Origin of the sequence: Aeromonas sp. 62-46 (genome assembly GCF_001898585.1) — a bacterium.
GTDB classification, from domain to species: Bacteria; Pseudomonadota; Gammaproteobacteria; order Enterobacterales; family Aeromonadaceae; genus Aeromonas; species Aeromonas caviae.
Genome location: NZ_MKUI01000058.1, coordinates 287,048 through 307,626 on the forward strand (window position 1 = coordinate 287,048; position 20,579 = coordinate 307,626).

Consider the following 20,579-nt stretch of genomic DNA (forward strand, 5'->3'; position numbering starts at 1 on the left):
TAGTCACAGGGAAAAATTTGTGAGCTGAATCTCACAATGTTTGCCCCATCAGGGAAAACGTTTACAGCGATACTCTCTGCCTGAATCCCTCTTTTTTGGTGGTTTATTGCAACCCCCTGTTCCCTCATAACATATGTGCAAAGCCGGGGCTGACCCGACTGCTTCTCCCCTGCCTCGACCCGGGCCGCCTGTTGCGGGTATCCTGTTGCCATCCACACCGACACGGCCACACCTTCTTTATGCTATCGACTCGCCTCAAAGCCACCATCCGCAATACCTATCGCCAGATTGCCGATGGTTTACCCGGTTTTGTGCCGCGCAAGGAGCAGAATTTCCTGGTTGCCGAAATCGCCAAGACCCTGACGGGAGAATATGACAGGAGTCGCCGCATCCTGGTGGCCGAGGCAGGCACCGGCATCGGCAAGTCCCTCTCCTATGCCCAGGGGGCCATACCAGTGGCACGGCTGACCCAGAAGAAGCTGGTGATCTCCACCGCCACCGTGGCCCTGCAGGAGCAGCTCATCCACAAGGATCTCCCCTTTTATCACCGTCACAGCGAGCTGCCGTTTCGTTTCATGCTGGTCAAGGGGCGCCAGCGCTACTGCTGCGAGCACCTGCTGGAGCAGGCGGCAAACGGCAGCGAGATGGCCAATTTCGAACTCGACTTCGGCGCATTGAGCAAACACAAGCCATCGGATGCTGACAAAGCGTGCTACCAGGGGCTGTGGCAGGCCTACACCGAAGGCAAGTGGGACGGGGATCGGGACAACTGGCCCAAACCCATTACGGACCCTTGCTGGGATCGCATCGCAGCCGACCGCCACACCTGCAACAAGGCCCTGAGCCACCATCAGCACTGCCCCTTCCATCGGGCCCGCAACGACATGGACGCAGCAGACGTGCTGGTGGTCAACCACGCCCTGCTGCTCTCCGACCTCACCATGGGAGGCGGCATCATATTGCCGCCGCCGGACGAGTGCATCTATGTGCTGGACGAAGCCCATCACCTGCCCACCATCGCCCGGGATCACGGCGCCGCCAGCGCCAGCATCAAGGGATCCCGCCGCTGGCTGGAAAAGCTGGTGCAAAGCGCGGGCAAGCTGGCAAGGACGCTGAACAAGGAGAGCCTCCTCGACCCCCAGCTCAAACTGCAGGATGCCCTGGCCTCTCTCCAGCCGGATCTCAAGGCCCTCGAACAGTGGCTCGCCAGCAATGATCACCTCTTTGGCGGCGAGCCCCACCACAGATTCGCCGATGGGGTGCTGCCGGATCCCCTGCCCATGCTGGCGGAAAACCTCAAGGAGGCGAGCAAGAAGGCACTGAGGGCGCTGGACAGAATGCAGGGGGCCATCGGCGAGGCGCTCAAGGATGGCGAAATCCGTCGCAAGGAGGCCGAGCCTCTGCTGGCGGAGAGTGGTTTTCACTTGCAACGGCTCGAGAGCTTCTGCGCCCTCTGGGAGATGCTGAGCCGCCATGTTCCCACCGGCAAGACGCCCCTCGCCCGCTGGATGGCCAGAAGCGAAGACGGAGACATCTGGCTGCACGCCTCCCCCATCGAGGTGGGGTATCTGCTGGAGGAGTGGCTCTGGTCCCGCTGTCTCGGGGCCGTGCTGGTGTCGGCGACCCTCACCGCCCTCTCCTCCTTCAGTTATTTTCGCCACCAGGTAGGGCTCAAGGAGCATGACGGCACCCGCTATCTGCGGCTGCGCTCCCCCTTCGACTACCACAAGGCCGAACTCTATCTGCCCAAGATGGCCCATGAGCCCAGTGCCCCCGCCTTCACCCAGGAGTTGATCGATACCCTGCCCCGCCTGCTGGCAGGCAAGGAGGCCAGCCTGGTGCTCTTCTCCTCCTATCGCCAGATGAACGAGGTGGCGGTGGGGCTGCGGGCCAAGGGGATGTCGCTTCTGGTACAGGGGGAAGCGTCCCGCAGCGCCCTGCTCCTCTTGCACAAACAGAAGTGCGACGGCGGCCAGGCCAGCATCCTCTTTGGCACCGGCAGCTTCTCGGAAGGGCTGGATCTGCCTGGCCACTACCTCACCAACCTGGTGATCACCAAGCTCCCCTTCGCGGTGCCCAACTCCCCCGTGGAAGAGGCAACCGCCGAGTGGATAGAGCAGCGCGGCGGCAACCCCTTCCTGCAACTGACGGTGCCGGAGGCGTCGCGCAAGCTCATCCAGGCCTGTGGCCGCCTCATCCGAAAAGAGGCGGATAGGGGGCGGGTCACCATCCTGGACCGGCGCCTGCTGACCAAGCGCTACGGCAAGGGCCTGCTGGACGCCCTCCCCCCCTTCACCCGACGCATCGAGTGACACGGCTGACGCCCGCCATGCGCTCCCCTGACCCTCATGTCAGGAGGGGGCAGGAAGATAGAAGAGCACGCTGCCCGCAGGACTCGGGGCAGCGGGATCCACACCCCGCACACCGGAAGGCGCCATAAACGGCTATTGCCGCTGTGGGGCAAACCTGTAAAAATGACCCCCTATTTTTCAGTGGGCAATTGCCTGACTGTTCAAGGAGATGAAATGAAACTGACTGTTCTGGTACCGGCCCTGGCTGGTCTGTTGTGGGCAGGTAGCGCCCTGGCCGCTAGCCAACTGGAAATTACGAATCCCTATGTCATCCAGCTGCTCGATGGCGAACCCGTCAACCCCCAGCTGCTCGACAAAGCCACCGTCTTCTCCCTGGAGCCCGGCAGGCACCAGGTCGTGGTCGCCTTCGAGGGCAACTACTCCAGCCGCAGTGAAACCAAGCTGGTCACCGCCGAGCCCCTGGTGATCAACTTCACCGCCGCCGACAACCAGCAACTCTTCCTCGACTTCAAGAAGCCCCGCAAGGAAGAAGAAGCCAAGCGTTTCGTCAAGGAACAGAACGTCGTTCTGAAAGACAAATCCACCGGCCAGGTCCTGAAATCCGAGCAGTTCGTCATGCCGACCGTGGGTGGCTTCCAGCTGACCCGTGACTATCAGCAGGAGCTGCTGAAGATGGGCAAGGCCTTCAACCAGCCCAAGACCGTTTCCGTCTCCACCGCCGCCGTGATGGCTGCCGCCAGCGCACCGGTGGAAGTGGCCCCGAGCAAGGCCATGAGCAACCCGGAAGCCCTGACCCAGCTGCAGAGCTGGTACAACAAGGCCGATGCGGAGACCCGCAAAGCCTTCCAGATCTGGGTGATCCAGCAGCAGTAAGGCGCATCGCACGCCTGCATCGAGGGGAGCCTGGCTCCCCTTTTTCATACCCGTTCATGGCCGATGCTTCATGTCACTGCGCATCTTCTATCACCCCCACTACTCCGCCCTGACACTGCCCGAGCGTCACCGCTTCCCCCTGGCCAAGTACCAGGCGCTGTTTGAACGCCTCGTCTCCCTCGACTATCCGCTGGCACAGGCCGCCCCTGCCAGCCGTGAGCAGATAGAGAAGGTGCACGATGCGGCCTATGTACAGGCCGCCCTCGCCGGTACCCTCGATGAAGGAGCCATTCGCCGGCTCGGCTTTCCCTGGTCTCCCCTGCTGATTGAACGTACCCTGCACTCGGTCGGTGCCACCCTGGCCGCCAGCCGCCACGCCCTTGCGCAGGGCTGCGGACTGCAGATCTCCGGCGGCTACCACCACGCACACCGGGGGTTTGGCAGCGGCTTCTGCCTCTTCAACGATCTGGTGATCGCGGCACGAACCTGCCTGGACGAGGGACTCTGCGAGCGGGTGCTGATCGTGGATCTCGATGTCCATCAGGGAGATGGCAGCGCCGCCCTGTGCACGGGCAGCCGCGACATCATCACCCTCTCCCTGCACGGGGAACACAACTTCCCCCGCCACAAGCCGGCCTCCCATCTGGACTTTCCCCTGCCAAGCGGCATGGAGGACGACGCCTATCTCGAGACCCTGGACCAGGCCCTCGCCCTGGCTCATCGCCTCTACGCCCCCGACTTCATCCTCTATCAGGCCGGGGTGGATGTGCACCGGGACGACGAGCTAGGCTACCTCTCCCTGAGCGACTCAGGCGTGCGCCAGCGCGATGCCATGGTCTTTGACTCTGCGCTTCGCCACGGGCTGCCCATCACCGCCGTACCGGGAGGGGGTTACCGGCGAGACTGGCAGCAGTTGATCCCGCTGCACCTCTCGCTCTTTGAAGTAGCAAGGCACCGGTTTGGTTGAGCGGCACCACCCGGCCCATGACGAAAAAGAGGCGACCCTTGGGTCGCCTCTTCTATATCCAGTGCGCAGGGATGATGACGCCGTCTGCCCTCAGGCATGGGCCATCGGCGTCGGGTGCTCGCCCATCTTGCGCAGCAGCATCAGCAGATAGACCAGGGAGACCCCGGCAATCACCATGAACAGCAGATGATCCGAGTAATGCTGCATCAGGAGCGCCGTCAGGGTCGGCCCGAGCAGGCTGCCGATGGTGTAGCTCAGCAGCAGCGCCTGGTTCATGGCCACCAGTTGATGCTGCTCGACCTTCTCGCAGGCCCAGGCCATGGCCACCGGATAGAGCGTGAAGCCCGCGGCCCCCAGAATGAACAGCGTCGGTCCCATGGCCGCGTTGCCGAGCATCGCCATGGCCCCCAGGATCACCACCAGCACCTGTACCCGCAGCACCGGCAGGCGCCCGAAACGATCTGCCAGACGTCCCACCGGCCATTGCCCCAGGATGCCGGCGCTCACCATCACCGCCATCCAGTAGCCGATGGCCCCGTCGCTCACCCCCTGGTGGTTCAGATAGAGCGGCATCAGACCATAAAGCACCCCCAGCACGATGCCGGAGAGGATGCAGCCGTTCACCCCCAGACGCGCCTGACGCAGGCGCAGCATCGGCCAGACCGGAGTCCTGGCCTGGTGGTTGCCTGACGGACTGGCGATGCGGGTGAACAAGAGCGGCAGCATGGCCGTCAACACCAGGGCGGTCACCCAGGGCAGCACCGCCATCAGCGACGTCGGCACCTTGCTCACCAGCAGTTGCCCAAGCACAGTGCCCACGTAATAGACCATCATGTAGGCGGCCAGCAGGCGACCCCGATTGCGGGCGTTGCCGCTGCACATCAGCGCGCTCTCCACCACCACCCAGATCATGGCGCAGCCGACACCGGCGATGAATCGCCAGGCGAGCCAGCTCCAGAACGTCACGGTAATGCCGAGCCCGACGCAGCCTGCGGCAAAGAGCGCACTGGCCAGGTAGTAACTGCGATTGAAGCCGCAGCGGGCGATGAGTCTGCCCGCCAGCAGGGTTCCCAGCAGGTTGCCGGTGAAATAGGAGGAGCCGACCATGCCGACCTGCCAGGTGGGCAGATGCTCATGGGCGAGCCAGAGCGGCACCAGGGTATTCAATACCGCGATGGCCAGGGTCAGCAACAGCAGGCCACAGAGCAGGAGCAGCACCGGGCGGGAGTATGTGGTCATGGATAGAACCGTGGGGAGAGGCAAAATGCGAGCGCATCATGCCACCGCCTGTGCCTTTGTCAATCGGCACTGAGGCCGGGTCGCAAGGTTTTTCTGCCCACCGTGATGGCAACGCGGCAAGGCCCTCCCCTGACGGGAGCCTCATCCCCTTGATTGGCCGGCACGTTGGTCATGATAAGGAGAAGCGGGCGGTTGAATATCGACCCTGTGCCTCCCTCACGCCAGAGCGCCATGACCAGAAGAGGCGACCCAGGGCCGCCTCTTCTTTCTAACAAGCACAACCTATCGTGCACAACGCCGGTCAGCGCTGGCGCTTCTTGGCGTACTTGCGACGAGCCCGGGCCTGGCGCTCCTCTTCCCGCTCCGCCTTCTCCCTGGCTTTCTGCTCAGCCTCGGCCTCGGCTTCCACTATCTCGACGCTCACCATCTCTGGCGTCTCCAGGGAGATCCGCCCCAGCATGCCGGACCGGAATTCATTGACCAGGATTTCCGAGGCCTTGTGCAGATCCGCAAGCCCCCCCTTGCGCATGAAGCCGCGCTGACGGGCAATGAGATCCAGCAGCTCGATCTCGGTCTCCGGCAGCTCGCTCAGCTGGTAGCGTGCCTTGATGCGCTCCGGATAGGCCTTGATGAAGTAGTCGGCGGCAAACATGGCGATGTCGGCGTAATCGAAGACGGTATCCTTGATGGCCGCCGTGATCGCCAGTCGATAACCGCAGGAGGGCGGGTTGAGCTTGGGCCACAGGAAGCCAGGGGTGTCCGTCAGGATGACGTGGTTGTCGAGCTTGATCCGCTGCTGGGACTTGGTCACCCCCGCCTCGTTGCCGGTCTTGGCGATGATCCGCCCCGCCAGGGTGTTGATCAGGGTGGACTTGCCCACGTTGGGGATGCCCATGATCATGGCGCGCACCCCGCGCAGCTCGAAGTTGCGCTCCGGCAGCATCTCGTGGCACAGGGTCAGCAGTTGCTTAATCTTCTCCGGCTCCTGCTGGGTCAGGGGCAGTGCCTTGATCCCCTTCTCCTGCTCCATGTGGGCCACCCACAGCTCGGTGATCTCGGGGTCGGCAAGGTCTGCCTTGTTGAGCACCTTAATCACCGGCGTCTCCCCGCGCAGCTCCGGCACCAGGGGGTTCTCGCTGGAGAAGGGGATGCGGGCGTCGAGCATCTCGATGATGACATCGACCTGGGGCATGACCTCTGCAATCTCTTTGCGGGCCTTGTGCATGTGGCCGGGGAACCAGTTGATGGACATATCCGTTACTCTCTCATTGGCATGCGGTCCCCTCTCGGGGCTGCGGGCGCTCGGGGTTGCGGGTGCGTGGTGATGCGCCAGACCGCTGGCACTCATCGCAAGGGGGCGCATTTTACCTGCTGCGGCCCCGATTTGACAGGCTATTCTGGCCGGGTGTTGTCACCCGGGTGGCCGGATGCCCGCCACGCCACCGGGAGGTGAGTGGCAGAACACAATCAACATAACCCATTGATATAAGATAACATTTGCAAGGCGCTTTCACCGTATTGTCATCTCTCTTCACTAAAAGTGTCATCTGCCCCCTCTAGGCTGCGCTCAGGTTTCACAAGGAGCGAACCCCAATGAGAAAGATGGCAGGACTTGCAGTGATGATAGGCGCCGCCCTGGCCGCCGGCTGCAACTCCAACAACGACAGCAACACCCCGGAACCCAGCGCCAAGAACGTGATCTTCTTCCTCGGCGACGGCATGGGTCTCAACACCCTCACCGCCTCCCGGATCTATGGCGTCGGCGAAGAGGGCAGCCTCACCATCGACACCCTGCCGGAAACGGCCTTCATCAAGACCTTCTCCCACGATGCTCAGGTGACCGACTCGGCCCCCTCCATGGCGGCCTACATGACCGGGGTCAAGAGCAACAACGGCGTCATCAGCATGGACAGCGACGCCACCCAGGAGAGTGATTGCAGCCAGAGCGGCGGCAAAGCGGTGACCACCCTGCTGGAGCTGGCCAAGGCCGATGGCCGTGGCACCGGCGTGGTCACCACCACCCGGGTCACCCACGCTACCCCGGCCGCCACCTATGCCCATATCTGCAACCGGGACCTGGAGGCTGATATCGCCGTCCAGATGGTGCCGGGGGGCAGCGGTTACAACAGCGCCCTGAAGGAGGGGCTGGACGTGGTGCTCGGGGGCGGCAGCGGCTTCTTCCTGCCCAGCGCCGACAAGGGCAAGCGGGAGGACGGTCGCAACCTCATCGACGAGATGAAGGCGAAGGGCTATCAGTTTGCCGCCACCCTGGACGAGCTGAACCAGGCCGATGCGAGCAAGCCGCTGCTGGGCCTGTTTGGCTCAAGCCACATGAAATATGACCTGGACCGACCCGCCAGCGAGCCGTCACTGGCCCAAATGACCCTGGCTGCCATCAAGCAGCTCAAGGGCAAAGAGAAGGGCTACTTCCTGATGGTGGAAGGGGGGCGCATCGATCACGCCCTGCACGACACCAACGCCAAGCGTGCCCTGCAGGATACCCTCGCCTTCGACAACGCCATCAAGGCCACCCTCGACGAGGTAAAGAAAACCGATCCCGAGCTGAAAAACACCCTGATCGTGGTCACCGCCGACCATGACCATACCCTGGTGCTCAACGGCTACGCCAAGCGTACCGGCAAGACCACCGCAGGCAATGCGGGCGTGCTCGGGCTGGTGAAGAACTACGAGACCGGCGAGCCGAGCAAGGATGCCGATGGCATGCCCTACACCATCATCGGCTTTGGCAACGGCTACAACCGGGTGGACGGGCCGCGCAGCAGCGTAGCGCCGCTGGATGACGCCACCGTCTCCGCCAACGACTATCACCAGGAGGTGGTGGTCAAGGTGGGCGAAATAGGCAACGAGACCCACGGCGGCACCGACGTCTTCCTCGGCGCCATCGGCCAGGGAGCGGATAGCTTCCACGGCTCACTCGACAACACCGCCGTGTTCGGCAAGATCAAGGCTGCGGCCAAGCTGTAAGGGATTATCAGGATGAACATCACCATGAAAAAGACGCTGGTCTGCACCGCCCTGCTCGGCATGCTTGGCGGCCTCTCCCAGGCGCACGCCGCCGATGCCAAGAACGTCATCCTCTTTATCGGTGACGGCATGGGCCCCACAGTGCTCACCGCCACCCGCCTGTTCAAGGTGGGGGAAGAGGGGGATCTCGAGATGATGAAACTGCCCCAGAGCGCGCGCATCAAGACCTTCTCCCACGATGCCCAGACCACGGACTCCGCCCCCTCCATGGCGGCCTACACCACCGGCGTCAAGATGAACAACGAGGTGATCGCCATGAGCAGCGACACCAGGGCCGTGGCACCGTCCAAGGATGCCAACGGCAACAAGGGCATCAACAACTGCACCAGCGACAACGGGAGCCCGGTGCCCACCCTTCTCGAGCTGGCCCAGGCGGCGGGCAAGTCGGTGGGGGCCGTCACGACCACTGAGCTCACCCATGCCACCCCGGCGGCGACCTATTCCCATATCTGCCACCGGGATGCGGCCTACGCCATCGCCGAGCAGGCGGTACCGGGCGGAGCCGGCTTCAACCAGGCGCTGGGGGATGGGGTCGATGTGCTGATGGGGGGCGGCGCCAACCACTGGACGCCCTACAGCGCCAGCAACAAGGGCGGCCGGGCCGACGGCCGGGATCTCACCGCCGAGCTGACCGCCCGGGGCTACCGCTATGTCACCACCAAGGATGAGCTCTCTGCCGTCAACTCGGGCAAGGTGCTGGGGCTGTTCAGCACCAAGTCCCACCTCGACTACGAACTGGACCGCGTCGCCAAGGGGGCGGCCAGTACCCAGCCGTCCCTCTCCGAGATGACCGCCAAGGCGATCGATCTGCTCAGCCAGAACAGCCAGGGCTACTTCCTGATGGTGGAGGGGGGGCGTATCGACCACGCCCTGCATGCCACCAACGCCAAGCGATCCCTGACCGATGCGGTGGCGCTGGACGAGGCGGTCAAGACGGCCCTCGGCAAAGTGGATTTGAGCGATACCCTGATCGTGGTCACCGCCGACCACGACCACACCATGACCATCAACGGCTATTCCGCCAAGGGCAATAAGGTGCTGGATCTGGTCAAGAACGCCGATGGCTCGACCCAGAACGACGCGGACGGCAAGCCGTTCACTACTCTGGTATTCGGCAACGGCCCCAACCGCCAGGACCAGCGCCCCACCCTTACCAGCGATGAGGTGATGGCGGATGACTACCTGCAGGAAACCGGAGTCAAGCTCGGCTCCGAGACTCACGGCGGCGGCGATGTGATGCTGTTCGCGGGCGGCGCAGGCAGCAGCCAGTTCAAGGGCACCCTCGACAACACCCGGGTGTTCGGCAAGCTCAGGGAGGCCCTCGGCCTGTGATAAAGGGGCCCGGCACCGCGCCGGGCACCTTTTCCGTCGAGCGAGAGACGATGATGAAATATCTGCTTTCTTTATGGCTGCTGGGCAGCGCCCTCTCCTTCCCCCTCCTGGCCGACGAGGTGCCCGATCTGGCCGCCCGCATCCGCTACGTGGACAGGGTGACCGGCAGCGACGGCATCACCCGGGAGAGCCAGTGGCAGGAGAAGTGGCTGCGGGTCGGTGACCAGGTGTGGAGTCAGCGGCTCATTCCCGTTCCCCTGGCCCGTGCCTATCACGCCACCCACGATGCCCGCCCCGGCCACAAGCACTTCACTCACCAGATGGCGGCGCGCTGGGTCACCCGCAGCGAGGGAGACGCACTCCAGTTGCGCTACGCCGATGCCTGGCACAACCAGCTGGTGGAGGTGCCGCAGGAGGAGTACGGCCAGGTGGCCTTCAAGCCGGAGTGGGCGCGGATCCGCCACCTCATCAACCCTGCCCTGTTAGAGGGAATGACACCGCTGGATGAGGCCGCCCCCGACCAGGCGAACTGGTATGAGACCCGTGAAGGTCGCCAGCGTACCCGCATCCTCTGGTCGAGCCGCTGGCAGTTGCCCCTGGTGGTGGAGTCGGCAAGCCTCGACGGTTATCGCAGCTACCGGATGGAGGTGACGCTCAAGCCGCTGCCAAAGACCCTCCCCTGGCAGCAACTGGCAGGGTACCAGACCCTGGATCTGCGGGATTTCTTCGACTGATCCCCCCAGGCGGCAATCGCCTGGCTGACATGGCGTAACGGGATGTTACACTCTCTGTACTCATCCCGGACCCGAACATCCATGCGCCTTGTTACTCTGCTTCTGCTGCTCTCCCCTCTGATCGTCTGCGCCTTTTCGGCCCGTGCCGTGGTCGTCGTGGCCGCGGACATTCCCCCCTATGTGATCCGCGCCCAACAGGGTGCGCCGAGCGGCATGGCCATCGAGGTGCTGGAGGAGGCTGCCCGCCGCCTCGGGGAACCGCTCGAGATCGAGTTGATACCGCTGGCTCGCGCCCTCAGCCAGGCCAGCCACCGCCCGGATGTCCTGTTGTTGCCCCCGGCCCGAAACCCCCAGCGCGAACCACTGTTTCTCTGGATTGCCCCCCTGCTGGAGGAGGCCTTCGTGCTGGTCAGCCATCGCCGTCACCATCCAGCGCCGCTCTCCATGAAGACACTGCCAGGCCTCACCGTTGGCGTGATGCGTGGCTCCCATAGCCAGAGCCTGATCCAGCCGCTGACAGGGGTTACCCGGGAGCTGGTCACCGAGGAGGTCAGCAACGCCAGCAAGCTGGCGCGCGGCCGTATCCAGGCCTGGGCGGTGGCCTGGAACACCGCCCGTTACAACCAGCAGCGGGCGGGTCTGCCGCTCCCGGATCTGGTGCGGGGCGAGACCTTGCAGCAGAGCACCCTCTACCTGGCCGCCAGTCCCCGCTTCTCCCGCAGCGAGGCGCTGCGCTGGCGCCGGGTCATTCAGGAAATGAGGGAGGATGGCAGTCTCGCGCGCATCCTGCACCAGTACGATTACCAGGCTCCCTGATGAGAAAGTCAGCCCAATTGCCAAACCACCCCAGAATGGTTATGGTATCTCCATGAAAGCAATCATGATTTTTTCCAGTACGCTCACACCCCGCTGAGCCCCCGCCCTCGCCCCGCTGCGCGAGTCGCTCGGGGGCATCGCTTTTGCTGTCTGCTTTTTACCCTTGCACCGTTTTTTGTCGACCAGTCTGCCCGTCATCCTGGTCCCTTCAGTCATTGATAAGGAAATACCCTATGAAACAGCCTCATCTCGTCATCTCCAGCCTGGATCTGGATCGCATCGAACAGCTGCTTGGCAACCACCCCCAGCACCTTGCCCTGCAAGAGGAGCTGGATCGCGCCGAGATCCGCGAACCCGCCGACATGCCGCCGGACGTGGTGACCATGAACAGCACGGTGCGCTTCAAGATGCAAAACAGCGGCAACGACTTCTGCCTGACGCTGGTCTATCCAAAGGATGTACAGGGGGACGAATCGAAGATCTCCGTGCTGGCGCCAGTGGGCAGCGCCCTGCTGGGGCTCAAGGTGGGTGACAGCATCGCCTGGCCGGGGCCGGCCGGTCGCACCATCCAGGTGGAGATCCTGGAAGTGGTCTATCAGCCGGAACGCGCGGGGGAGCTGCACCGCTGACAGGCCGCCATTCTGGTCTGATGCGACCAGGTGGCTGACTCGGTATGCCTTTGTCCGGTTGGAGCCAAGGGCCACCGGCCGGGCATGACATGACGGGAGATCAGGCCCCCTGACAGATCCGGTTCTTGCCCTCCCGCTTGGCCTGATAGAGAGCGCGATCTGCCTGGCTGAACAGGGTGTCAAAGTGCCATTCACGGGCGCTGGGCGCCCACCCCAGGCTGGCCGTCACCCGGACCCCCTTCAGCCCCAGCGTTTCTATCCCCTGGCGGATCTGCTCGCAGCGCGCCTGCTGGGCCAGGGGGTCCCGCTCGGGCAACAGCAGCACAAACTCTTCCCCGCCGAAGCGGCTGGCCACCAGATCCCGCTGGCCGGCAAGATAGCGACCCACCGCCTCCAGCACCCTGTCCCCGGTCTCGTGACCGTGGCGATCGTTGATCTGCTTGAAGTCGTCGAGATCCAGCACCACCAGCGCCCCCTGCCTTGCCATCGTCACGCAGTGGTCCATGAAGCCGCGCCGGTTCAGGAGGCCGGTCAGGGGATCCTGGCTGGCCTGTCGACGCAGGGCCAGGGCCCGGTACTGGGTACAGAGCAGCAGCACCCCGAAGGTCGACAGATAGTTGCCCATCAGCATGGAGAGGAAGGGGAGCACATTGACCGCATGCTGATCCATCAGGACCCGCACCTCGCCGCCGAGCAGGGCCCCCATGCGCACCAGATTGAAACCGTAGAGCAGGATATTGACCACGGTGAACACCAGCACAGCGGGCAGATAGTCAGGGTAGCCATGGCGCCAGATGAGCCAGACAATCACCGCCCCCACCATCATGTAGCTCAGGCAGGCCAGCAGCACCCGGGGGGCCATCTTGTCGTTGAAGATGACGCTCCAGCAGAGGACCAGCAGATAGACCAGCATGAAGAGGGTGAATGCCCGCCAGTTTGGCGGCTCCCCGAAGAAGCGCTGGATGGCGAGTGGCATCAGGGCGAGGCAGAAGGTGATGAGCAGGTTGGCCAGCCAGATCCCCGCGATATGGGGGGAAAATGCCTGCATGAAGAAGAGCGATTGCGCCGCCAGGGCACAGAGGCTGGACCACCACCAGAGCCCGAGACCGGGTATTTCCCTGTGGGTCGACCAGATGATGGAGAGGGTGATGAATCCCAGGCTGTAGCCCCCGAGGGCCATCAACATCAGGGTAAATACGTCCAGATTGAGCAGAATTGAGGCGTCCATTCCCGAACCTTCCAATGGGGATGGCTGAGTATATGGGAAGCCCATGACAAGACACAGAGGGAGCCTATGGGCCGGGCAAAAATATTTGCCCGACTCGCACGCCCCATTCCCCGTGAAGCGTGCCGGACAACGCCCTGTCTGTGCCCGGATTTTCCACCGAGACGGCCGCCGGATATTTTGCACTTGAACCGGCGCCATTAGATAGATATGTTGTTTTCATGTGGTTTTATGAGTCACCACGAGGGATAAAAGTCTCCATAACTTATTGAGTCTTCTGGCACAAACAGGTTTTGGTACATTTTTCATCCAACGAACCATTCATAGAATCTCATATGGGGCTTTTGCCCCGACCAAGACAATAATCCTGTCTTGCCTGCTGCCGGATGCAGCAGTCTCTTGTGCCATGGAGTCGCACGGGAGCAGGTTCAAGGCTGACCACATTTACGACAGAGACGTCATTTATGATCAAAAAACTCATTCTCTCTACCCTGCTGCTGTGCGGGCTGGCCAACGCCGCGCCCACTTCCACCCTGGATGCCGTGCTGGAGCGCGGTGTGCTGCGGGTCGGCTTCGATGCCGGCTATCAACCCTTCGAGATGACCAACAAGCAGGGCCAGTACATCGGCTTTGACGTGGATCTCGCCAAGATGGTCGCCAAGGAGATGGGCGTGAAGGTGGAGTTCGTCAACACCGCCTGGGACGGCATCATCCCCGCGCTCTTGACCGACAAGTTCGACGTCATCATGGGCGGCATGACCGTCACTCCCCAGCGCAACCTGCGCGTGAACTTTGCCGATCCCTACATCGTCGTCGGCCAGACCATCGTGCTTCGCAAGGACAAGGCGGGCGAAATCAAATCCTTCCAGGACCTCAACGATCCCAAATACAAGATCGCGGTCAAACTCGGCACCACCGGCGAGCAAGCGGTCAAGCGCATGATCCCCAAGGCCACCCTGCTGCAGTTTGAAACCCAGGATGACGCCAAGCTGGAAGTGATCAACGGCAAGGTGGATGCCTTCGTCTACGACCTGCCCTACAACGCCATCTTCGCGTCCCAGAACCAGGGCGCCGTGGTACACCTCGACAAGCCGTTCACCTTCGAGCCGCTGGCCTGGGCCATCCGCAAGGGGGATCAGGACACCCTCAACTGGTTCAACAACTACCTGCGCCAGATCAAGGGCGACGGCAGCTACGACCGTCTCTACAAGAAGTGGTTTGAATCCACCGCCTGGCTGAACCAGCTCAAATAACCTCTCAAAGGGGCGGCATGCCGCCCCTTCACGCAGACTCCCCACACGATAACGACAAAAGAGGTTGTGACAGTGATCAACCCCAAACTCACAAGACAGATGGAAAAACAGCCCAATCAGCTGCTCTGGCACGGGATCTTCCTGCTGCTGGTGCTGGCCGCCATTTTCGGCATCTACAAGGCCGTGCAGGCAGTGGATTACACCTGGCGCTGGGAACGCATTCCCCAGTACATCGCCTATCAGGCAGAACAGAAACACTATGCCGAGTTTGACGGCACCGTGGTGGCGGACAAGGGACAGCTCTTCCTGCAAGACGATCTCGACCCCAGCCGCCGTCAGGCCATCGCTCCCAAGGGCTCCCAGCTGGCTGAAGGGGATACCGTCTTCCTCGGCGATACCCTGGATGTGCAACTGAGCTGGACCGCCGGCCCCATTGCCTGGGGCGTCTGGGTCACGGTCAAGCTCTCCCTGGTGGCGGGCATCTTCGCCATCCTGCTTGGCACCCTGGCCGGGCTCGCCCGCCTCTCCCCCAATCCGGCCCTGCGCAACCTGGCCGTGACCTATGTAGAGCTCATCCGTGGCACCCCGTTGCTGGTGCAGATCTTCATCGTCTATTTCTTTATCGGCACCGTGCTGAACCTCGACCGATTCACCGCTGGTGTGGCGGCGCTCGCGGTCTTCACCGGCGCCTACGTGGCGGAGATCGTGCGCGCCGGCATCAGCTCCATTCACAAGGGGCAGATGGAAGCGGGCAGAAGCCTTGGCATGACCTCGGCCCAGACCATGCGCTACGTCATCCTGCCCCAGGCCTTCAAACGGGTGCTGCCACCGCTCGCGGGTCAGTTCATCAACCTCATCAAGGACTCCTCTCTGGTCTCCGTCATCTCCATCACGGATCTCACCAAGGCGGGGCGCGAAGTGGTCAGCTCCACCTTCAGCCCGTTCGAGGTGTGGTTCACCGTGGCTCTGCTCTATCTGGTGCTGACCGGCACTCTCTCCTTCCTGGTGCGTCGTCTGGAGGTGAAATATGCGCGCAGCAACTGATCCCGTTATCAAGGCGCCATCGGTGTCGAAACGTTCTGCCATCACCGGCACTCCCTGCCCCTTCCCGGTGCGTCGTCTGGAGGTGAACTATGCGCGCTGCAACTGATCCCATCATCAAGGCGACCGGTGTAGAGAAGTTCTACGGCACCGAGGTGCACGCCCTGAAAAACGTCAGCACCCAGGTGGCCGAAGGGGAAGTGGTGGTGATCGTGGGGCCGAGCGGCTCGGGCAAGTCGACCTTCCTGCGCACCCTCAACCAGCTGGAAACCATCAACGATGGCAATATCGTGGTCGACGGCATCAGCCTCACCGAACCCGGGGATGTCAACAAGCTGCGGGAAGAGGTGGGCATGGTGTTCCAGTCCTTCAATCTCTTCCCTCACCTGACGGTGCTGGACAACATCACCCTGGCCCCCCAGAAGGTGAGAGGGCTCTCTCGCCAGGAGGCTGAGGAGCGGGCCAAGGCCCTGCTGCTCAAGGTCGGTCTCTCCAACAAGGCCCAGAGCTACCCCTCCCAGCTCTCCGGCGGCCAGCAGCAGCGGGTGGCCATCGCCCGGGCGCTCGCCATGCAGCCGCGCATCATGCTGTTTGACGAGCCCACCAGCGCCCTCGACCCCGAAATGGTGGGAGAGGTGCTGGACGTCATGAAGGGGTTGGCCCGCGAAGGGATGACCATGGTGGTGGTGACCCACGAGATGGGCTTTGCCCGGGAAGTGGCGGACAGGGTGCTCTTCATGGAGAGCGGCGAGCTGCTGGTGGACGAGAAACCCGCCGACTTCTTCGACAATCCCCCCTCCCCGCGCCTGCGCCAGTTCCTGAGCCAGGTGCTATAACCCGCGATGCACCAGCACGAAGAGGGAGCCCATGGCTCCCTCTTCTATGCTTGCCTTCCCCCCAGATCATCTCCCTGGCGCATTGCTTGCCACAGCCTTTTGCCATCGGGTTGTCACCACGCCAACGAGCAAGGATGTTAATGAAATTTTAAATTCATCCGGTATGCTGACATCCAACTGGTCCAACCGGATGGCTCACATGGATGTGCAACTGCTCCTGCTCTACCTCTCGCCCCTCTTTCTGGTTTTCATCGGCTGGGAGATGCTCTACCTGCGAAAACACGGCGCCGCCTATCCCACGGCGGGCTACCAGTGGAAGGATCTCTTCGCCAATGCCACCCTGGCACTGATGCATCAGGGGGGCGATGCCCTGGCAGCCATTGCCATCGCCTATCTCTATGACACCCTCTGGGGCTGGCGACTATTCGATATCGAACTGAACCTCTGGAGCCTCTTGCTGCTCTTTCTGTTGCAGGATCTCTGCTACTGGCTGTTCCACTTCGCAAGCCACCATGTGCGCTGGCTCTGGGCCTCCCACGTGGTGCACCACAGCTCGGAGCGGCTCAACCTCTCCACCGCCTTTCGCCAGAGCCTGATGTATCCGGTCTCCGGCATGTGGCTGTTCTGGATCCCCATGATCCTCATCGGCTTCCCCCCCGAGGCGGTGGTGGCCACCGTACTCTTGAGCCTGGGTTTTCAGTTCTTCGTCCACACCCAGGTGGTGGGCAAGCTGGGCAAACTTGAATGGATCTTCAACACCCCCTCCCACCACAGGGTGCACCACGCCAGCAACGCCAGATACATCGATCGCAACTTCGCCGGCGTGCTCATCATCTGGGACCGGCTGTTTGGCACCTTCGTGGAAGAAGACTTTGGCGAGCCGTGCCGTTTCGGCATCACCAAGCCAATCCACAGCTTCAACCCTCTCACCCTCACCTTCCACGAGTGGCGCGACATGCTGCAAGAGGCCCGTGGCCTCCCCTGGCGGCAAAAGCTCGCCGTGCTGTTTGGCAAACCGGCGGGCCCCACCAGCGGTTGACCCACCGACCAGGATAAAAAAAGAGCGCCCAGGGGCGCTCTTTTTCATGACAGGGACACCCCCCGGGTCAGACGTGAACGAAGGACCAGACGGCGGGGATCAGGCTCAGCAGCGTCACCCCGGCCAGCAGCCGTTCGCGCCCGCTGAGCCGCTGTTCGGCGCCGAGCTGGCGACGGCTGTAGAGAAACAACAGCAGACCCGGCCCGTAGAGCAGAAGCGACAGCAGCAGGTACTCCACCCCGGCGGCGTAGAGCAGCCAGAAACCATAACCGCTCGACACCAGCGCCACCACCCGCATCAGGCCGCGGCCCTGCCCACCCTTGCCACTGAAGACCAGCTTGAGCAGGAAGAGGCCGATGAGCAGGTAGGGCACCAGGATCATGGAGGTGGAGATGAGCAGCAGGTTGGTGTACCCCTTGCCAAGCAGCCACACCAGCAGCAAGCAGCCCTGCACGGTCAGGCTGGTGAGCCAGAGCGAGGCGATGGGGGTGCCGTTGCGGTTCTCGCGCCGGAAGATGGCCGGGAAGGCCCCGTGACGCGCCGCGCTGAACGGCACCTCGGCCGAGAAGAGGGTCCAGCTCACGTAGGAGGCGAGCACCGACACGATGAGGCCGGCGCTGATGAGCAGCTTGCCCCAGGAACCCGTCATCTGGGCCATCAGTCCCGCCATGGAGGGGTTGGGCAGGGCCGCAAGCTCCGGGCGGCTCAATATTCCGAGCGCCAGCACCGAGATGAGCACATAGAGCAGCAGCGCCAGCACCACGCCGAGCACGGTGGCGGTGCCCACATCCCGCTTGTTTCTCGCCCGGGCCGAGAGCACCGCTGCCCCTTCGATGCCGGTGAAGACCCAGAGGGTGATGAGCATGGTGTTACGCACCTGCTCGGAGACCGGTACCGCCAGGGTGCTGCCCTCCTGATCCGCCGCAAAGGTGACCGGATCGAACCAGTAGCAGGCGAACAGGATGAACAGCAGCAGCGGCAGGCTCTTGGCCAGGGTCGCCACCAGATTGAACAGGGCCGCCTGCTGTACGCCTCGGGCCACCAGCAGGTGCACCGCCCAGAGGATGCAGGACTCGCCGATGAAGGCCGCCAGGGTGTTGCCCTCGCCAAACCAGACCCGCTCCGGCGTGTCGACGAAGCTGCCCAGCGCCGCGAAGGCGATCACCAGATAACCCACCACGCCGATGGTGGCACAGAGCCAGTATCCCCAGGCGGAGAAGAACCCCACCAGCTCGCCAAAGCCGGCCCGGGCATAGCTGTAGATGCCGCCGTCGAGCTCGGGTTTGAGCCGCGACAGGTAGAGGAAGCTCATGGCCAGCGCCAGTATGCCGACCCCGGTGACGGCCCAGCCGATCAGCACGGCGCGAGCGCCCGCCACATCGGCCATGTTCTGGGGCAGGCTGAAGATGCCGGCCCCCACCATGGAGCTGAACACCAGCGCAGTGAGGGACCAGAGCCCGATCTTGCTCTCTTTCATGGGCGCTCCTTAACGCAGCCGGCTGGCCAGCGCCTCGATGTGTTCCGGGCCGATGCCGCAGCAGCCGCCGATGAGGTTTGCCCCGGCTCTGCGCCAGCGCTCGGCCCAGCCGAGGTAATCCAGCGGCCCCAGATCGCCGCGGATCTCGTCCAGACCATCGTTGGCAGTCGCCTCCTTGGGCTGGGGCGGGAAGGCGTTGGCATAGGCGCCGAGGCGAACGTCGGTGCGCCCCTGAGCCTGCAACGCGGCGACGGCCACCTTGAGCGCCCCTTCAATCACCTCGGGCTGGCAGCAGTTGAACAGGATGGCGTCCACTCCGGTCGCCACCAGCGCAGTCACCGCATCCGCCACCCGCTCGCCGGAGCGCAGGGTGGGCTCGCTGCCCGGCGCCTCGTCTTCCAGAGTAAAGGAGACCCAGAACGGCTTGCCGTCCTCGGGCAGCAGGGCCTTGAGGGCCAGGGGCTCGGCGATGAGGCTCATGGTCTCCGCCAGCCAGAGATCCACATGGGGTGACAGGGCACGGATAAGCGGTGTCGCCAACTCGCTCACCCGCTCGGCCTGATAGAGGTCCGCACGATAGGAGCCAAAGAGCGGCGGCAAGGAACCGGCCACCTTGACGGCTCCACCCTGTTCGTCGGCCACGTCTCGGGCCAGTTGCCCGGCCAGAGCCGCAAGTGCCTCCCCTTGGGCGGCAAAGCGTGCCTCGCCGATATGGAAGGGCACCAGGGCATAGCTGTTGGTGGTGATCACCCGGGCACCGCTCGTCGCATAGGCCTGGTGTACCTCGCGCACCGTCTCGGGCGCTTCCATCAACGCCAGCGCCGACCACTCCGGTTGACGGAACGGCGCACCACGCCGCGCCAGTTCACGGCCCATACCGCCATCGAGTACCCACAAATCCTGCTTGTCCATCTCTGTCTCTCTGCGCCTCCCCGCCATGACGGGTGTTTATTGTGTGAAACCACATTAAGCCATCAAAACATCTAGACGGCTAGAAATCCCAAATATCATGACCCAAAGTAGAACAAGAGGCAATCGGGAACTACGAACAAATCCGGGCAAGCTCAGGATGATGGCGGCAAAGGGAGGTCTCCCCGGCACAGGCACCACCTGGCCAGGCACTGAAACGACAAGAGGCCACCCCGGGGGGGTGACCTCTTGTGAAACAGGGGATCAAGGCGGGCACAGCCGCCGATAACCAGAGGACTCAGCGCCCGGCCAGCACCCGCTTGGTCTGCTTGACCCAGTCGGAGACCCGGCCCTGATGGGGATAGCCCTGCCAGATTTGCTCCCACTGGGCGGGGCTGAGCGGGCGGCCCAATCGGCGCTGCACCCCGGCATAGAGGTAGTCGTGAGCCGTGGTGCGTGCCTGGGCGGAGGTGAGGAACTTGGCAACAGGGTCGGTGAGACGTACGTCCCGCATGCCGAGCAGCGGGTAGTCGCTGTGCACCGCCGCCAGCATGGTCTCGCGCATGGCGGATTCGATGTAACCCCGGGCAAACAGGGCGGTGACCGATTCAAGCGACCCTTGATCCGGGCCGTGATACTCCTCGTCGAACACCGGGCTGGGCTCTGCCACGGCGCTTTGCACCACCGCATCGGGATCCTGCTGCGGGACCACCACCACAGGCTGGGGAGCGACGGGTTTGGCAGGCGTCACTGGCTTGCGCGGTGCGCTCTGGCTGCAGGCACCCAGTGCCAGGGCGAGCGCCACACAGGCCAGCGCACGGGAATGAGTCTTCATCTTCATGATTGTTAACG

19 protein-coding genes are annotated in these 20,579 nt (G+C 63.2%); 13 read left to right on the top strand and 6 right to left on the bottom strand.

Features of this window, described 5'->3' with window-relative positions; all coding sequences use genetic code 11:
- Positions 1 to 239: 239 nt before the first annotated feature.
- From dinG to BGO64_RS19115, 3 genes are all read left to right on the top strand, one after another.
- The gene (gene dinG, locus BGO64_RS19105) at positions 240 to 2,312 is read left to right on the top strand and encodes an ATP-dependent DNA helicase DinG (protein ID WP_128318275.1); all 2,073 of its coding nucleotides are present in this window, start codon (positions 240 to 242) and stop codon (positions 2,310 to 2,312) included.
- Positions 2,313 to 2,525: 213 nt separating this feature from the next.
- Positions 2,526 to 3,185 (top strand): YccT family protein, encoded by a 660-nt coding sequence (locus BGO64_RS19110; RefSeq protein WP_039040268.1) that lies wholly within the window; start codon positions 2,526 to 2,528, stop codon positions 3,183 to 3,185.
- A 70-nt stretch (positions 3,186 to 3,255) separates the two neighbouring features.
- Positions 3,256 to 4,152 carry a histone deacetylase family protein gene (locus BGO64_RS19115; protein WP_275873552.1) on the top strand — a complete coding sequence of 299 codons (897 nt, stop codon included), beginning with the start codon at positions 3,256 to 3,258 and terminating at the stop codon, positions 4,150 to 4,152.
- Between the two features lie 90 nt (positions 4,153 to 4,242).
- On the opposite strand, the gene BGO64_RS19120 is transcribed toward BGO64_RS19115, so the two are convergent.
- On the bottom strand, positions 4,243 to 5,391 hold the full coding sequence (locus tag BGO64_RS19120; protein ID WP_045524169.1) for an MFS transporter: 1,149 nt from the start codon (positions 5,389 to 5,391) through the stop codon (positions 4,243 to 4,245).
- A 301-nt stretch (positions 5,392 to 5,692) separates the two neighbouring features.
- Positions 5,693 to 6,643 carry a ribosome biogenesis GTPase YlqF gene (gene ylqF, locus BGO64_RS19125; RefSeq protein ID WP_111896757.1) on the bottom strand — a complete coding sequence of 317 codons (951 nt, stop codon included), beginning with the start codon at positions 6,641 to 6,643 and terminating at the stop codon, positions 5,693 to 5,695.
- Between the two features lie 341 nt (positions 6,644 to 6,984).
- On the opposite strand from ylqF, the gene BGO64_RS19130 reads away from it, so the two are divergent.
- The 5 genes from BGO64_RS19130 (at position 6,985) to rnk (ending at position 11,947) form a co-directional block, all read left to right on the top strand.
- Positions 6,985 to 8,376 (top strand): alkaline phosphatase, encoded by a 1,392-nt coding sequence (locus BGO64_RS19130; protein ID WP_286701205.1) that lies wholly within the window; start codon positions 6,985 to 6,987, stop codon positions 8,374 to 8,376.
- 24 nt (positions 8,377 to 8,400) lie between these two features.
- The gene (locus BGO64_RS19135; protein ID WP_286701206.1) at positions 8,401 to 9,768 is read left to right on the top strand and encodes an alkaline phosphatase; all 1,368 of its coding nucleotides are present in this window, start codon (positions 8,401 to 8,403) and stop codon (positions 9,766 to 9,768) included.
- Positions 9,769 to 9,818: 50 nt separating this feature from the next.
- Positions 9,819 to 10,502, top strand: coding sequence for a hypothetical protein (locus BGO64_RS19140; protein WP_048208747.1), 684 nt, complete (start codon positions 9,819 to 9,821; stop codon positions 10,500 to 10,502).
- A gap of 81 nt (positions 10,503 to 10,583) precedes the next feature.
- Positions 10,584 to 11,318: a substrate-binding periplasmic protein gene (locus BGO64_RS19145; protein ID WP_286701207.1), complete on the top strand. Its 735-nt coding sequence runs from the start codon at positions 10,584 to 10,586 to the stop codon at positions 11,316 to 11,318.
- A 233-nt stretch (positions 11,319 to 11,551) separates the two neighbouring features.
- On the top strand, positions 11,552 to 11,947 hold the full coding sequence (gene rnk / locus BGO64_RS19150) for a nucleoside diphosphate kinase regulator (RefSeq protein ID WP_010675253.1): 396 nt from the start codon (positions 11,552 to 11,554) through the stop codon (positions 11,945 to 11,947).
- 100 nt (positions 11,948 to 12,047) lie between these two features.
- On the opposite strand, the gene BGO64_RS19155 is transcribed toward rnk, so the two are convergent.
- Positions 12,048 to 13,175, bottom strand: coding sequence for a GGDEF domain-containing protein (locus BGO64_RS19155; RefSeq protein ID WP_286701208.1), 1,128 nt, complete (start codon positions 13,173 to 13,175; stop codon positions 12,048 to 12,050).
- A 461-nt stretch (positions 13,176 to 13,636) separates the two neighbouring features.
- Between BGO64_RS19155 and BGO64_RS19160 the strand changes: the two genes are divergently transcribed.
- The 5 genes from BGO64_RS19160 (at position 13,637) to BGO64_RS19180 (ending at position 17,341) form a co-directional block, all read left to right on the top strand.
- Complete coding sequence (locus BGO64_RS19160) at positions 13,637 to 14,425, top strand: transporter substrate-binding domain-containing protein (RefSeq protein ID WP_010675255.1); 789 nt, start codon at positions 13,637 to 13,639, stop codon at positions 14,423 to 14,425.
- A gap of 99 nt (positions 14,426 to 14,524) precedes the next feature.
- On the top strand, positions 14,525 to 15,469 hold the full coding sequence (locus tag BGO64_RS19165; protein ID WP_041201654.1) for an amino acid ABC transporter permease: 945 nt from the start codon (positions 14,525 to 14,527) through the stop codon (positions 15,467 to 15,469).
- Positions 15,453 to 15,575, top strand: coding sequence for a hypothetical protein (locus tag BGO64_RS19170; RefSeq protein ID WP_257692682.1), 123 nt, complete (start codon positions 15,453 to 15,455; stop codon positions 15,573 to 15,575). Before BGO64_RS19165 ends, BGO64_RS19170 begins: the two co-directional genes overlap by 17 nt.
- Entirely contained in the window at positions 15,559 to 16,302 is a 744-nt protein-coding gene (locus BGO64_RS19175) for an amino acid ABC transporter ATP-binding protein (RefSeq protein ID WP_010675257.1), read from the top strand. The genes BGO64_RS19170 and BGO64_RS19175 overlap by 17 nt, the downstream gene beginning before the upstream one ends.
- A 199-nt stretch (positions 16,303 to 16,501) precedes the next feature.
- Complete coding sequence (locus tag BGO64_RS19180; RefSeq protein ID WP_202044492.1) at positions 16,502 to 17,341, top strand: sterol desaturase family protein; 840 nt, start codon at positions 16,502 to 16,504, stop codon at positions 17,339 to 17,341.
- Between the two features lie 67 nt (positions 17,342 to 17,408).
- On the opposite strand, the gene BGO64_RS19185 is transcribed toward BGO64_RS19180, so the two are convergent.
- The 3 genes from BGO64_RS19185 to BGO64_RS19195 all read right to left on the bottom strand — a co-directional run bounded on the left by BGO64_RS19185 (position 17,409) and on the right by BGO64_RS19195 (position 20,568).
- Positions 17,409 to 18,818, bottom strand: coding sequence for a basic amino acid/polyamine antiporter (locus BGO64_RS19185; protein WP_043153853.1), 1,410 nt, complete (start codon positions 18,816 to 18,818; stop codon positions 17,409 to 17,411).
- A 9-nt stretch (positions 18,819 to 18,827) separates the two neighbouring features.
- Entirely contained in the window at positions 18,828 to 19,730 is a 903-nt protein-coding gene (locus tag BGO64_RS19190) for a homocysteine S-methyltransferase family protein (RefSeq protein ID WP_286701209.1), read from the bottom strand.
- Between the two features lie 295 nt (positions 19,731 to 20,025).
- Entirely contained in the window at positions 20,026 to 20,568 is a 543-nt protein-coding gene (locus tag BGO64_RS19195; RefSeq protein WP_201985111.1) for a hypothetical protein, read from the bottom strand.
- Positions 20,569 to 20,579: the final 11 nt, after the last annotated feature.